At 40.9% G+C, this 16,041-nt stretch carries 10 protein-coding genes; 7 read left to right on the top strand and 3 right to left on the bottom strand.

What is annotated here, in order from left to right:
• Positions 1–131: 131 nt before the first annotated feature.
• The gene (nth, locus tag KCX82_RS13295) at positions 132–776 is read right to left on the bottom strand and encodes an endonuclease III (protein ID WP_227018966.1); all 645 of its coding nucleotides are present in this window, start codon (positions 774–776) and stop codon (positions 132–134) included.
• Between the two features lie 291 nt (positions 777–1,067).
• Here nth and KCX82_RS13290 point away from each other — a divergent pair, with 291 nt between their 5' ends.
• The 6 genes from KCX82_RS13290 to KCX82_RS13265 all read left to right on the top strand — a co-directional run bounded on the left by KCX82_RS13290 (position 1,068) and on the right by KCX82_RS13265 (position 11,065).
• The gene (locus tag KCX82_RS13290) at positions 1,068–2,117 is read left to right on the top strand and encodes an efflux RND transporter periplasmic adaptor subunit (protein WP_227018965.1); all 1,050 of its coding nucleotides are present in this window, start codon (positions 1,068–1,070) and stop codon (positions 2,115–2,117) included.
• Between the two features lie 10 nt (positions 2,118–2,127).
• Entirely contained in the window at positions 2,128–5,256 is a 3,129-nt protein-coding gene (locus KCX82_RS13285) for an efflux RND transporter permease subunit (RefSeq protein ID WP_227018964.1), read from the top strand.
• Positions 5,253–5,864 carry a TetR/AcrR family transcriptional regulator gene (locus KCX82_RS13280; protein WP_227018963.1) on the top strand — a complete coding sequence of 204 codons (612 nt, stop codon included), beginning with the start codon at positions 5,253–5,255 and terminating at the stop codon, positions 5,862–5,864. The genes KCX82_RS13285 and KCX82_RS13280 overlap by 4 nt, the downstream gene beginning before the upstream one ends.
• A gap of 143 nt (positions 5,865–6,007) precedes the next feature.
• Positions 6,008–7,519, top strand: coding sequence for an NCS1 family nucleobase:cation symporter-1 (locus KCX82_RS13275; protein WP_227018962.1), 1,512 nt, complete (start codon positions 6,008–6,010; stop codon positions 7,517–7,519).
• Positions 7,520–7,617: 98 nt separating this feature from the next.
• Complete coding sequence (gene hydA / locus KCX82_RS13270; RefSeq protein ID WP_227018961.1) at positions 7,618–9,054, top strand: dihydropyrimidinase; 1,437 nt, start codon at positions 7,618–7,620, stop codon at positions 9,052–9,054.
• Between the two features lie 217 nt (positions 9,055–9,271).
• The gene (locus KCX82_RS13265) at positions 9,272–11,065 is read left to right on the top strand and encodes an ABC-F family ATP-binding cassette domain-containing protein (protein WP_227018960.1); all 1,794 of its coding nucleotides are present in this window, start codon (positions 9,272–9,274) and stop codon (positions 11,063–11,065) included.
• Between the two features lie 16 nt (positions 11,066–11,081).
• On the opposite strand, the gene KCX82_RS13260 is transcribed toward KCX82_RS13265, so the two are convergent.
• A complete protein-coding gene (locus KCX82_RS13260) occupies positions 11,082–12,719 on the bottom strand; it encodes a DEAD/DEAH box helicase (RefSeq protein WP_227018959.1) in 1,638 nt (545 codons plus the stop codon).
• A gap of 158 nt (positions 12,720–12,877) precedes the next feature.
• The gene (locus tag KCX82_RS13255) at positions 12,878–14,293 is read right to left on the bottom strand and encodes a sigma-54 interaction domain-containing protein (RefSeq protein WP_227018958.1); all 1,416 of its coding nucleotides are present in this window, start codon (positions 14,291–14,293) and stop codon (positions 12,878–12,880) included.
• A 307-nt stretch (positions 14,294–14,600) separates the two neighbouring features.
• On the opposite strand from KCX82_RS13255, the gene KCX82_RS13250 reads away from it, so the two are divergent.
• Positions 14,601–16,022 (top strand): alanine/glycine:cation symporter family protein, encoded by a 1,422-nt coding sequence (locus KCX82_RS13250; RefSeq protein WP_227018957.1) that lies wholly within the window; start codon positions 14,601–14,603, stop codon positions 16,020–16,022.
• The last annotated feature ends 19 nt before the right edge of the window (positions 16,023–16,041 follow it).

The raw sequence follows: 16,041 nt of genomic DNA, 5'->3' as shown, positions 1-16,041 counted from the left end.
ACGTCAACCACAATTAAATGATTGACGTCATAGAGTTTTAATTTTTTCCCTGTCTACTTGACAGGTAGCATATCATAATACGGCTTGTCTTTTCATTATTATTTGATAGAAGGATTGTTTTATGATTATTACTACTTGTTATTTCGCTGATTGAATAAACAAATATCATGAATGCCGCAGCTTTCGCACTGAGGTTTTCTGGCATCACATACCCTTCTCCCATGCCAGATCAAAGCATGATGCATACTGGTCCATTGATCTTCGGGCAGAGCTTTCATTAAAGCGAATTCAGTTTTCAGAACATCCGGTTCCTTTACCAATCCAATTCTGTTGGAAACCCGAAAGACATGAGTATCCACTGCAATTCGCTGTTGTCCAAACCCGTTCGCCAGAACCACATTGGCCGTTTTTCTTCCCACTCCGGGCAGTGCAATGAGTTGTTCATAATCACCGGGAACCTCTCCTCCATATTCATCTCGAATGATCTGAGCGAGTTTTCGTACATTTTTTGCCTTTGTTTTGTACATGCCGATTCTTTTTATGATTTTTTCCAGGTCTTCCTCTTCCACTGCCGCCAGGGATGCTGCATCGGGATAATCCCGAAACAGAACCTCCGTTACCTGGTTTACGCTTTTATCGGTAGTCTGTGCCGAGAGTACAACAGCAACCAGCAACTGAAAAACACTGCCGAATTTCAATTCGCAATCCGCTTCCGGATACATCTCTGCCAAACGCTCCACAACAATTTTTATTTTATTTTTTGATAAAACAGTCATCTTTGCCCCCTTACTTCCATTTTTATTTCTCTTTTCTATTTCTTTCTATTTCATTTTTCTTCCCTTTTTTCATTATAACGCATCAGTAGAAAATTTTCGACTGTAGAATAATTTGCCATTGCCACAACCTACCCAAATGAAAATAATATTTTTTGACCCGGGAGTCAGTTTTTCATTGACATTATTCCCCAGATTGGATAATATAATGTTGTGTTACTGACCCATGGGTCGGTAAATGGATACATATTAATTTATTTGCAGAAATGGGGAATAAGAATGAAATTAAAAAGCATGAGTAAAAAGAAAAAAATAGTATTGATTGTAATCATACTTATCATAGCTTTCGCTGTATTCAGAATTGTATCCGGAAAGATGGACGATACCGGAGTTACAGCAAGCGATGTGATCAATATTAAAGTAGCTACAGCAGAACTTACCACCTTGGAAAGCACCTCTCCCCTAACGGGACGCCTTGAACCGGTTGAGGAAGTATCTCTCATTCCCAAAATAGCCGGTGAGGTTACAAAGGTATATGTCAGCCTGGGAGACAAGGTTTCCAACGGCACGGTTCTCTTTGAGCTGGATAAAACCCAGGTGGCAACCACCTATAATCAAGCGAAGGTATCCTATGATGATGCCAGAGTCGCTCTGGAAAGAATGACTACCCTTTACAATGAAGGTGCCATCTCCCTGCAGCAATACGAACAGGCGAAAACCCAATTTAGCATTGCAAAGGAAGTCTATACGGCTGCAAGCGACGGCATAAACAATTATGTGGTAACCTCTCCCATAGACGGTTATGTTACTTCCATCAACGTTTCCGAAGGAACCATCGCCTCTCAGGCAGTGGCTGCAGTAACGATTGCTAACATCGACAAGCTAGAAATTGAAACCAGTGTTTCTGAAAATATGATCAACAAAGTAAACCTGGGAGATAAAGTAAATGTGCTGGTTTCCTCCGTATCGGATACACCCCTTTCCGGTACCATCACCGCATTGTCCCCTGCACCGGCTACCGGGTCTTTAACGTACCCCATGAAGGTTACGCTGGACAGTGTTTCCAAAGATGTGAAGCCGGGAATGTTTGCCGAAGTTATCATCACATCTGAAAAAACGGAAAATGTGCTGGCCATCCCTTCCAACGCGGTTCTTATAAAATCGGGAAAAACTGTCGTCGCAACCATAGATAAAGAGAATAAGGTTGTTATGAAGGAAGTCGTTGTCGGCGTTGATAACGGTGACCTTGCGGAAATCAAAAGCGGAATCGCCGCCGGTGAAACCATTGTAGTGGAAGGACAATACTACCTGGAAGAAACTTCAAAAATAAACATAATAGAGTAGGAGTGATGACATGAATTTTTCCAAGACCGCAATCAAGCGTCCGGTCACAACTCTGATGCTCATGTTTATTATTGTTGTGCTGGGTGCCGTATCTTTTTCAAAATTACCTTTAGACCTTTACCCTAAAATGGAACTCCCAGTTGCGCTTGTTATGGTACAATACCCCAATGCGGCGCCTACTGAAATAGAAAATCTCGTAACAAAGCCAGTGGAACAGCAAATTGCCACGGTAGAAAATATAAGCAGTATCACCTCCTATACCATGGATGGATCTTCCATTGTCATCGCAGAATTTGAAAACGGGACTGACATGGACTTCGCATCTTTGGATATGAGAGAAAAAGTAGCTCTAATCAGCGATTATCTGCCTGAAAATGCATCAGAACCTATGATTTTTTCCTTAAACCCAAATATGATGCCTGTTTCTCAAATCTATGTATCCGGCGATTTGACGCTGACAGAATTGAACAGCATTGTAGAGGATGACATCCTTCCTGCCCTGGAAAGAAGCGAAGGAGTTGCTGCGGCCTCCAGCTTCGGCGGTACGGAGCAGGAAATTCGCATTGAATTCAACCAGGAGAGGTTGGCAGGCTATAATTTGACACTAAGTGATATCAGCAAGATTCTGTCCGCTGAAAACATCAATCTTCCCAGCGGAAACGTTGACAAAGGTTCCAAAGAGCTAGTGGTTCGTACCATCGGTGAATTTGACAGCCTGGATGATTTGAAGAGAGTGCCTTTGGCCCTTCCGACCAGAGAAATCATTTATCTGGACGATGTAGCTACAGTTACGGAAGGAACCAAGGATCAAACCTCCATTGGTCGAGTCAACCAGGTACCTGCCATAGGAATCAGTATTACCAAGCAGTCCACCGCCAATACGGTTATTGTGTCCGGCAAAGTAAATGCAGCATTGGAAAACCTGCGAGAAAAGCATCCCGAGCTGGAGTTCACGGTTTCTTACGATCAGGCGGATTATATCAAGAAATCCATCTATAATGTTGCTGAAACCGCTGTGATGGGTTGTATCCTTGCAGTCATTGTTTGTTTCTTCTTCCTGAGAAACATCGCTTCCACGATGATCATCGCCATATCCATCCCGACTTCCATCATCGCGACCTTTATCATTATGTATTTTACAGGACTCACCATGAATATTCTCTCCCTTAGCGGTCTTGCCATCGGTATCGGTATGTTGGTGGACGACTCCATTGTTGTCATGGAAAATGTCTATCGAAAACGGGACGAGGGTATTTCTGCAATGGAAGCATCCATAATCGGTACAAAGGAAGTATCCATGCCGGTTTTTACAGCGACCATGACAAAAATAGCAGTATTTTTACCCATCGTTTTTGTAGAAGGCATGGCGGCAACCATCTTTAAGGAATTCTCATATACCATAGGTTTTGCACTTCTTTGCTCCCTGCTTGTTGCACTGACAGTTGTTCCTATGCTGTGTTCGAGATTATTGAATACCAAGGACATGGGCACCCATATTCATTTTAAGGGTCGTTCCTATGAGCTGAAACTGCTCCCTCTCTTTGAAAAGGGCCTGAACTATATCACTGATCATTATATGCGGATCATAAAATATTCACTGGGTCATAGAAAGAAAGTCCTTATCTGGGCCACCGTCTTTTTAATTGCCTCTGCCGCACTCGTCGGTTTTGTCGGCGGAGAATTGCTTCCCTCCAGTGATGAAGGCAGCTTTACCATAACCGCGGAAATGCCTTACGGTACTTCCCTGGAAGAAAAAGATGCGACTGTCAGTCAGATCGAAGACTACGTTGTGCATAACATCCCTGAACTGAAAGTTTGCTCCATTTCCATAGGCAACAGCAACATGTTCAGTATGAGCTCAGCCAATGAATCGACGATTACAGTAAACCTTATTGACAAAAAAGACCGTAAAAGAAGTACAACGGAAATTACCAATCAGGCTTCCCGGGATCTTCAGCATATTGTTGGTGCGAAATTAACCTTCGCAGAATCTTCCTCCATGAGTATGTCGATGAACTCAAACCCTATTTCCATCGCGCTTAAGGGAGACGATCTGGATACGCTGAGAGACATCTCCAAGGATTTTGAAGAAATCATCCGCGGTGTAGAAGGAACAGTTAATGTTACGTCAGATGTTACGGAAGGAAATCCTGAAGTCCGGGTAATGATCAATCGTAATAATGCTTCCCAATACGGAATCACCTCTTATCAGCTTGCCAATGCACTGGAATCGGCATTATCTGGTTCAAAGGCAACATCGCTGAAAACAGACGGCACGGAAACGGATATTGTTCTTTCCCTGAATGACAGTTACAAGGCCTCTGTTGAAAATATGAAACAGATCCTGGTCCCAACCGTCACCGGACAAAAAGTTACAGTAGGTGAAATTGCAGATTTTGTCTACGATAATTCCCCTTCTCAGATCAACAGGCAGGATCAGGTAAGAACCATTACCGTATCATCCAATATTACAGGCCGGGATCTGCAATCGGTATCCAATGATATCAATAAGGCTTTAAGTAAATATCAGATGCCCGTTGGCTATACTTACGAAGCCGGCGGCGAGCAGGAAGAAATGATGGAATCCTTCACAAGTCTGGGTTATGCTCTGCTATTGTCCCTGGTTTTGGTATATATGATACTGGCGTCACAGTTTGAATCACTGGTACAGCCGTTCATCATCATGATGGCGATCCCCTTTGCCTTGACAGGTGCTTTTATTGCCCTGTTTATAACCGGGACGCCGCTATCTTTGGTAGCTTTCCTGGGTATTATCATGCTAAGCGGTATCGTTGTTAACAATTCGATTCTTTTGATTGACTTTATTAACCAGAATAAAGAGATTTATCCGACAAGAACGGAAGCTATTATTAACGCCGGCAAATTCAGAATCAGACCGATCTTTATGACCATGCTGACAACCTGTTTAGGCTTGCTTCCACTTTCTCTCGGTATCGGTTCCGGAGGAGAGCTTCAGGCACCAATGGGAATTACAGTTATCGGAGGACTGATTTTCTCAACCATTATTACACTGGTCATCGTTCCGGTATTCTATACCATTATGGATGATCTTCATCTGAAAAGAATGAAGAAAAAGAACGAGAAGAAAAGTTTGAAACAATTGGAGGTTGCAGAATGAAAGAAAAAAAATCCAAGCGAGATCTGATATTGGAAACAGCCTATCGGCTCTTTATGGAAAAAGGCTTCTGGGATACGAAAATCATCGATATCTCGGACGCCGCAGGAATCGGAAAAGGTACCGTTTACGAATATTTTGACAGCAAGGATACAATCATTCTTGAACTATTTAAAACGAAGGTGGCAGATCCATACAAGGATCTGTCCCTTCTGATTGACAAAGAGATAAGCTGTGAAACGAAAATTAAAGAATATATCGAATTTGAAGTTTTTAATACAACAAAATTCGGCTCCAATAAAAATATGCTTGCCGACATTCTTATCAAGTCTGATATTTTTCATAATCAGGTTCTCGTTGACGAAATCCATAAATTAATTGCATATAAATTGAAGATTATGCACAGTATTATAAAGGAAGGAATTGAAAAGGGAGAATTTTTGGATGTCGACCCTTTATTGACAGCTACCTGTATTATGGGTGCTGTCAACTCTTTTATCAGTTTCAACTATAATACCATAGGTCCTTCATGCTTCATTAACATTGAAAAATCTGAGGTTTGGGATCTGGGGGAACTTTACAAGATACTTTTTTCAGGTCTTAAAAAATAGGAATCATCCATTTATCAGAAGATTTTGAAGTTTAGAAAATAATTAGTGTATTCAAAAAAAAAACTAGTTACATTTCTAAAATAGTATTGTATAATGAAACAGTAATAATCTTACACATGTTAAATTTTTATGGAGGTGTTTTAATGTCAAAGTACACGCAAAAAGAACGCGACGGTTTATATGAATTAACCGATGCCGCTCGCGCCGAGTTGACCTCATCTAAGTATTACAACGAAGATTTGGCACCAACTACTCTCTCCCAGAGAACTTGGACTACTTACCACATTACTTCTCTATGGATCGGTATGTCAGTTTGTATTCCATCTTTCACAATGGCATCCTCATTGGTAGTTCTAGGGTTATCCCCTTGGCTTGCCGTATTCAATGTAGCATTAGGAAACATTATTATCCTGATCCCTATTCAATTAAACTCTCATGCAGGTACTAAGTACGGTATCCCGTTCCCTGTATTTGCAAGATTAACCTTTGGACCTATCGGTGCTCATATTCCTTCCCTTTCCAGAGCACTTACAGCTTGCGGCTGGAACGCTGTTCAATCCTGGATCGGTGGTGCCGCCATCGTATCTTTGGTAGCTGCTTTCGTTCCATCCTTTGCTGCAATGCCGGCTGCTCCATTCATCGGATTTGGTATCTTCCTGTTTGCTGTTTGGTGGATTACCGTTATGGGATCTGAAAGCATCAAATACCTGGAAGCTTTAGGAGCTCCGATCTTAGTTGTATTAACCATAGCACTTTTCATCTGGTCAGTGCTTCTTGCAACAAATTCAGGTTTCTCCTTCGGAGATGTAACCCAGGCTGCTACCGATATGGATCTCGTTGCTCAGAGCGGCGGTTTCTTATATGTGTTCCTTGGCGGATTAACTGCGAATATCGCATTCTGGGCTACCATGGCGTTAAATATTCCTGACTTCTCCAGATATGCAAAATCACAGAAAGCACAGTTCAGAGGCCAGTTATACGGAATGCCTGTTATGATGGCATTATGTGCATTCGTTGGTGCGTTCTTTGCTCAGGCCACAAAGCTTGCTTTAGGAAATGCAATCTTCGACCCAACTGCAGTGCTTCCTCTGATTGACAACGCATTTATCTCATTTATCGTATCCGTCGGCGTAATCATTGCAACAATTACTACCAATATTGCTGCAAACGTAGTTGCTCCTGCCAACGGCTTCTCTAATATTGCTCCTAAAAAAATCAGCTACAAGGTTGGTGTAACCGTAGCTTGCTTATTAGCAATCGCTTATCGTCCTTGGTGGATTTTCGGCGGTGCCGGCGCTTTCATCTTCGGATGGCTCGGAACTTACGGCGGTATCCTAGCTCCTATCGCAGCTATCTTTATTGCTGACTACTACATCGTAAAGAAGAGAAATATCGATGTAATGGCATTATATCAGGGCAGCGAAGGCAGATACTGGTATCAGAGCGGATGGAACATCAGAGCCATCATCGCTTGGATTTGCGGATTTATCCTTCCAACTCTCGGCAGCTTAGGCGTTGCTTCCTTAAAGTGGGTTTCCGCTAACGGATATGTAATAGGATTTGTTATTGGTTTGGCAGTTTATGTACTTCTTATGAAAAACGAAACTACTTCCTTCATCAGCGATGAAGAAGAAGAAGCTATGACTGAAAGATAGTCCTTGAATAATTGTTTTTAAAAATTATGATACTATAAAGAATCAGGAGCCCTTGTGACCCAGGGGCTTCTGCTTATCTTAAAAACTATTTGCCCAGTGTGCAAAGAAGAAAGAAAAGGAGGGTTTTACAATTGGATCTATTAATTAAAAACGGTACTATCGTAACAGCAGATTCCACAATTAAAGCCGACCTTGCCGTAAAAGACGGAAAGATCATGGCAATCGGACAGAACCTGAAACCGGAAAAAGGAACAGAAGTTGTTGATGCAAAAGGCAAACTGGTACTCCCAGGCGCCATCGATGGACATACCCATCTTGCTATGCCTTTTGGAGGCACAATTTCAACAGATGATTACTATGCTGGTACAAGATCTGCAGCATGCGGCGGAACCACAACAGTATTTGATTTTGTTCTTCAGGGAAAAGGCGAAACAATGGTTGATGCCATTAAGAGAAGAGATGCTATCGCTGCTCCCGATGTAGCAGTTGACTACTCCTTCCATGTTGGTGTTTGCGACGTAACAACTCCTGAACTACTTGATTCCATGGAAGATGCCGTTAAATACGGTGTTCCTTCTTTCAAAGTATTCATGGTTTATGATTTCGGTGTTGATGATGGTTCCTTCTATCAGGTTTTGCAGAAAGCTGCCAAAATCGGCGCTTTGGTAGGAGTTCACGCTGAAAATAGAGACGTGAACAACGTATTGGTAAAGCAATACTTAGCAGAAGGCAAAACAGATGCATGGTGGCATTACATGGCTAAGAATGAGGATGTTGAAGGAGAAGCAGACGTCAGAGCCATCAACCTGGCAAAAATGGCCGGAACTTCACTCTATATCGTTCATCTGGCAAATAAGCAAGGTGTAGAAGCAGTCACAAAAGCAAGAGACGAAGGATATCCGATCTTTGCTGAAACTTGTCCTCAATACTTATATTTTACCAATGAAGTTTATAAGAGAGAACGTGGCAGAGACTTCGTTTGCTCACCTCCAATGAAAGGTAAAGAATCTCAGGATGCTATTTGGGCTGGAATCAAACGAGGCGATATTGCAACCGTTGCAACTGACCATTGCCCGTTTACACAAGCTGAAAAAGACTGGGGAATCACTACAAAAGACGGTAAACCAGGTAATTTCACAACGATTCCAAATGGTTGTGCCGGTATTGAAAATATGTATCCTTACATGCTTTCTGAAGCAAACAAGGGCAGAATTTCATTTAATAAGGCTGTTGAACTTTGCGCGACAAATCCGTCTAAATTATTCGGCTTAGACCATGTGAAGGGTGACCTGCTGCCTGGTCTTGACGCCGATATCGTAATTTACGATCCTAAGAAGAACTTTACAATCACCAATGACGCTATGCACGGTGATACGGATCATACGATCTGGGAAGGTGCCAAACTGAAAGGTTACCCTGTTGCCACATACAGCAGAGGAAATCTGGTTTATAAAGACGGCGAATTCCTGGGCAAAAAAGGTGACGGAAAGTTTATCAAGTGCAAACCGCTTAAATTTACCGGTCCTTGCCTTTAAGTCTGAATCATAGAATGTCGGTTATCTCCGACATTCTTTTTTTCTGATTTCAGTATATTTCGGTATATGACTTAGGAAAAAGATTATGTTATCATATAAGTAAATAGATAGATAAAAAGATAGAAAGATAGAAAGATAGAAAGATAGAAAGATAAATAGATAGATAAATAAAATAGATAGATAAATAAATAGATAGATAGAAAGTTAGGACAGACAGATGATTTTACTAAACGCCGATAAAATATCGAAAAGCTATACGGAAGTACCTTTGTTAAAAGAAATCAGCCTCAGCATCCATGAAGGAGATAAAATTGGCCTTATCGGAGTCAATGGAACCGGCAAGTCTACCCTGCTTAAAATTCTTGCAGGGCTGGAAGAAGCGGATAGCGGAACTATTACAAAAACCAATGGAATTACTATCGGCTACCTTCCTCAAAACCCCTCTTTTCAAAAAGAGCTGTCTGTAATGGAACAGATTCTTCTGGAAATTCCGGAACACGAACGTGATGTCAGAGAGTTTGAATGTAAAACTATTTTAACAAAACTTGGGATCAGTGATTTTGAAAAACCTGTATATCAGCTGTCTGGCGGAGAAAAAAAACGTGTCGCACTGGCCGGCGTATTGGTTCATCCTGTGGATTTATTGATTCTGGATGAACCTACCAATCATATCGATAGTGAAATGGCCGATTGGCTTGAAAAATATCTTGTGAATCAATCCGGAGCGATTGTCTTGATCACCCATGACCGTTATTTCCTTGACCGTGTAACCAACAAAATTGGTGAATTAACCGGAGATGCCCTCTATTTTTATGAAGGAAACTATTCAAAGTATCTGGATGGAAAAATTGCCAGAGAGGAAATGGCCCTCTCTTCGGAAAGAAAGCGGCTCACGCTGTACCGAAAAGAACTTCAGTGGATCCGCAGAGGTGTTCGGGCAAGAGGCACAAAATCCAAATCAAGGCTCGAGCGATTCGAAGAGCTGAAAAATTCCGCTCTTCAGTTCAGCCAGGAAAAGCTGCAGCTCCAAACAAAAAACAGCAGATTGGGAAAAAAAGTACTGGAACTGCATCACATTAGTAAAAGCTTCGGTAATAAAGTATTAATTACCGATTTTTCATATACTTTTTTGAGAAATGACCGAGTTGGAATTGTAGGACCTAACGGTTCCGGCAAGTCCACCCTTTTAAAAATGATATTGGGGGTCCTCCCTCTGGACAAAGGAAATATTGAAATTGGAGAGACCGTAAAAATCGGATATTTTTCTCAGGAGAATGAAGAAATGGATCTTTCTCTGCGAGTTATAGATTATATCCAAAGCGAAGCGTATCAAGTTTCCACAGATCATGGCACCCTCTCTGCAAGCCAGATGCTGGAACGATTTTTATTCCCCAGTTTCATGCATTCAGTACCCTTAGGGAGATTATCAGGAGGAGAGCGCAGGAGATTATACTTATTAAAAATACTCATGAGTGCACCCAATGTTTTAATCTTCGATGAGCCTACCAACGACTTGGATATCCAGACGTTAACCATCCTTGAGGATTATCTGGATTCCTTTCCCGGAGCAGTCATTGCAGTATCCCATGACCGGTATTTTCTGGATCGTGTGGCTGTACGAATCTTTGCTTTCCAGGGAAATGGAGAGATCGGCCACTATCCGGGCGGTTACTCCGATTATTTGGAAATGCATCAACTGGAAAAAGAAGAGCAGAAAAGCAGCATTATTCAAAAAGCAGACAAAAACAATCCTAAAAAATCCGATGCAGCAAAACCTGCTAAAGTAAAATTTACTTATAATGAACAGCGAGAATATGAATCCATCGATGGAGAAATTGCCTGCCTGGAGGATCAGCTTGCCGATCTGGATGACCAAATAGCAAAAGAAACCTCAAACCATCTTCTGCTGCAGGAGTTATTGCTGAGAAAAGAAGCTTTGGATCAGGAACTAACCTTTAAGATGGAACGTTGGATTTACCTCAACGAGCTTGCAGAACAAATGAAGAAATAAAAGAAAAAGAGATAATTTAATATCTCTTTTTGCTTCCTCTTCCCTTGTTTCCTTTGGGTCTCTGTCTTTTCCCTGCTTTCTCTACGGATACGAGTCTTCCTCTATGGGTAAAATCTCTCATGGAAGCCATGACCTCGTCGGCGTACTCTTCAGGGACTTCAACAAAAGTAAATTGCTTATGAATATCGATCGCGCCGATTAACTTTCCTGATAAAGAGGACTTGGATGCAATGCCCTGAACAATATTCTTTGGTTGGATCTTATCCATCGTTCCTACATTCATGAATAAACGAACCATTCCATCCTTTCTGTAATAGCTTGCCTCGTCATCCAGATCGGAAACCTCATAGCTGCGGTCCAGTTCATCGAATGCCAGCTTAAACAGAGCAGCCGCCACATCCAGACTGGTTACATCGTCGGCTTCCGTTAATATTTTTTCAATGGCGTTATGATATTTTGAATACCCGCCGTCCTCCAAAAGGGAGACAACCTGATTCACCGCAGCATCAAGCTTTACTTCTTCCACATCAGAAATACTTGGCGGTCTCATCGGCAGAATTTCCGACTTGGTAAAACGCTGAATATCTTTCAGTTTATAGATATCTCTTCCAAAGACAAAGGAATAAGATACGCCCTTCTTCCCTGCCCTTCCGGTTCTTCCGATACGATGTACATAGTATTCTTCATCACTTGGGATATCGTAGTTGAACACAGCTTCAATATCATTGACATCAATTCCTCGGGCAGCCACGTCCGTGGCAACCAGAATTTCGATCTGACCTTTCCTGAACTTAGTCATCACTCTGTCACGTTCCGTCTGCTTCATATCACCATGAAGAGATTCAGCCGAATAGCCTCTGGCCTGAAGGGAACTGGTAAGTTCATCCACCCGTTTTTTTGTATTGCAGAACACAATACCTAATTTAATATTTTTGGCATCAACCAATCTGCATAATAGTTCAAGCTTGGATGATTCCCGCACCTCAAGATAAAATTGCTCGATGCTGGGAATGGTAAGCTCCTTTTGTACGGTAACCACGTGTTCCGGATTTTTCTGATATAATTTCGTAATTTCTTTTATTTCACTGGATATGGTAGCCGAGAAAAGCAGCGTTTGTCTGTCTGTTGGAAGATCCTGCAAAATCACATCGATGTCTTCCCGGAATCCCATATTGAGCATCTCATCCGCTTCGTCCAAAATCAACATCTTCAAGTTGGCCAGCTTTAGCGTCCGTCTTCTCATGTGATCCATGACTCTTCCCGGTGTACCGACGATGATCTGAGGCTTGTTCTTTAGAGCCATGATTTGCCGGTCAATGGATTGCCCCCCATAAATAGGAAGAATTCTGAGACCTTTTTTAAATTTTGATACATTTTTCAGCTCTTCCGCCACCTGGATGGCTAATTCTCTGGTAGGACAAAGAACTAAAACCTGAACGCTAGGTAACGTAAGATCTATCATTTCGATGGCAGGGATACCAAAGGCACAGGTCTTTCCCGTTCCGGTCTGAGCTTGTCCGAGAATATCTCTGCCTTCCATAATATACGGTATGGATTTGGATTGAATGGGAGTTGCTTCTTCAAAACCCATTTGGCTTAAGGCTTTTTGTACTTCGTGTGATAGGTTCAATTCTTTAAATATTAAGTTTTTCATTCCATTCCTTTCTTATGCGATCTTTACATTCTTTATATGATTTTATTATCGGTAATTTTTCAATTTTCATTACATTTCTGTATTTTGAAAAGTATCCTTAACGGTTAATTGTACATGATAACGGTTGGAAAAGCAAGGAAAAACGACTGCATTACTCTTTATTTAGTATCATCGCACGCTTGAATACCATATTTTCTTAGTTTATATTGTAAGGTCTGCCTTTTCAATCCAAGCTGCTTTGCGGCTTTAGAAACAAACCCGCCTGAATTTTCAACAGCTTCTATAATGATTGCTTTCTCAATATTATCAATATACTTTTCAAGCCCCAGGTCTTTTAAGTTATCCGTAACTTCAACTTTTTTTTGGGGTCTTGTGTTGATCGGAAGCTCCAATTGATCTTCTTTTATGAAATCCTCATCTTCGCTCATTGAAATGATTGACATTATAATATGTTCTAATTCTCTTATATTGCCTGGATATTCATAGTTTATAAGTAATTCTTTCCCCTTATCACTGATACCTTTTATGTGCTTCTTAAATTCGCTGCTGTATTTTTTTAAAAAGTATTCAATCAACGGTAAAATATCACTTTTACGTTCCCTTAAAGGAGGAACGTTGATTTCAATAATTTTCAACCTGTAATATAGATCCTGTCTCAATTTGCCATTTATTATTAAATCTTCTGCTTTTTCATTGATTGTTGCAATGATTCTTACATCAATAGGAATATCCTTCGTACCGCCGACTCTTCTGATATAGTTTTCCTGGAGTACACGAAGCAGTTTGCTTTGAAGATCATATGGCATAGCGCTGATTTCATCCAATAACAATGTTCCTCCGTTTGCCTGTTCAAATAATCCTTCACGATCTATCGCTCCTGTAAACCCACCCTTAGAGGTTCCAAATAATATCCCTTCCAACAAACTCTCAGGTAAAGCAGCACAATTTTGTGCTAAAAACGGTTTGCCTTTTCTGTCACTTTCATTATGTATACTTTGCGCAATTAATTCCTTTCCAGTTCCGGTTTCTCCATAAATTAGTACCGATGCAGTTACTTTTGATGCTCTTTTACATTTATCTAAGACTTTAGAAAAGTTTTCACTACTACCAATCAAATTTTCAAAAGTATAAGTTTTAATTTCCTTATTTTTAAATTTAGCTGTATTAATAGCTTCACTTTGTAAATCAAGAATTGTATTAGACATTTCTTTAATTTCAGTAACATCTTTAGCAATCTCAACCGCAGCAATTACTTCACCATTCTCATTGATAACCGGAACTGTTGTATTTATTGTTGTAATTTCTTTTCCATATTGGTTAATGAACGTTTGATGATAATCCGGAGTCGTAATTTTATATTTTAAAGCCTTCATTAATGTGCTTTCTTCATCAGGAATATGGGATTGAACTTCTTTGACATTTTTGCCTATAACATCCTCTATTCTCATTTCTTCCAGTTTAGACATTCTATCGTTATACATCATACTCATTCCATCAGCCCGAACAATATAAATACCTTCATTGATGTTTTGAGTAACAAGCTGCAGGATAGCTTTATAATCCTTTCCTTTCATTGAAGCACCAACCCTCCTTATCTTATTTAATTTAATATAGCACACTTGATAACACCCTGCAAAATTTTCTGCCAAAATTAGTAAGATTCTTTACGAGTCTTTTATATTACTTATAATACTCCTTTCACAATTTTTAATTAGCAAATTTTTTTGCAGAGGTGCAAAATTTTCTGCCTATTTTTTGTATCGAAATCCCACTTCATCTGTGAAATTGTAACAAAATTCAAAAAAATTAGCATTGGCATAGAATATGCAAAAATATTTTTGCAAGTAAGCGCTTACCTAAATAAATCAAGGAGGAAACATAATGGATAGTATTTTAAAGTTGAATGGTGCAATAAATAGCTTCGTATGGGGACCGCCAGGAATTATTCTACTACTTGGTACAGGTATTTATCTGGGGATCAGGCTGGGATTTCCACAATTTACACACATAAGATTCATTGTTCGCAGAACTCTTGGAAGAGCTTTTTCGAAAAAATACCGGGAAGAAGCTCAGCAGAAAGGAGAAGGAGATATTACATCGTTCCAAGCTGCAATGACTGCAGTGGCTGCAGTTGTCGGATCCGGAAACGTTGCAGGTGTTGCCACAGCGCTTGTAATGGGCGGACCCGGCGCATTGTTTTGGATGTGGATTGCGGCATTGATAGGTATGGCAACGAAGTTTTCTGAAATTACACTTGGGATCAGATATAGAGTTGCTGATAAGGATGGAAATATGTCAGGCGGTCCAATGTATTATCTAAGAGACGGGATGGGACAGAAGTGGCTTGGAATAATCTTCTCAATACTTACAATACCTGCCGCATTTGTTATTTCTGCTGTCGTAGATACCAACACGATAACTACTGCATTTATGGAAAAAATTGATACGCCTGCCATTGTGTTGGGGATCATATTGGCCGTAATGACTGGTATTGTTATTTTTGGCGGAATCAAGAGCATCGGAAAGGTATGCGAAGTGATATCTCCGTTTATGGGTGCAATTTACATACTGTCCGGGCTTGTGATTATATTTCTTCATTTGCCGGAAGTACCTTCCGCATTTGGACAGATTTTCGAGGCGGCATTTAATCCTCAATCCGGATTAGGAGGCGCTGCAGGCACTTCTGTCTGGGTAATCATGCGATATGGAATGGCACGAGGTATCTTTTCTAATGAAGCCGGATTGGGTTCAGGGGCAATCGTGCATTCAAGCGCCAGGGTTGAACATCCCTGCCAGCAGGCTATATGGGCTCCGGTTGAACTTTGCATTGATACGCTGCTGGTTTGTACTGTAACAGGACTGACGATTATACTTTCCGGATTGTGGAATGTCGGCGAGAGTCTTTCCGGTTCTGCACTCACCATGGCTGCATTCGATAAAATGCTTCCTGGAAATTTTGGCGGTATGATCGTTCTGGCTTCAGTATTCCTGTTTGGTTATTCGTGTCTTATTACTTGGTATTATTACGCAGAAAAAGCTGTGGAATTCTTCTTTGGAGAGAAAAGCAAACCCTATGTAAAGGTTCTGTGGCTGATCATGATTCTTATAGGATCTGTCAGTACACTTGGTTTCGTATGGGATTTGGCGGATACTACAAATGGGTTAATGATGATACCAAATCTGATTGGATTATTGTATCTCGGTGGAAAGGTCGCCCAGTTGAAAAAGGAATATTTTAATGAGCAGCTGCCGATCGATAAAGCTGAAAGAGAGGCCAAGAAAGCGAAAAAAATTCAGCAGTAAAAATTTTTGACAGGGTGCA

Origin of the sequence: Sinanaerobacter chloroacetimidivorans, from assembly GCF_018128545.1 — a bacterium.
Classification (GTDB): Bacteria; Bacillota; Clostridia; order Peptostreptococcales; family Anaerovoracaceae; genus Sinanaerobacter; species Sinanaerobacter chloroacetimidivorans.
This window is presented reverse-complemented; position numbering and strand designations above follow the sequence as displayed.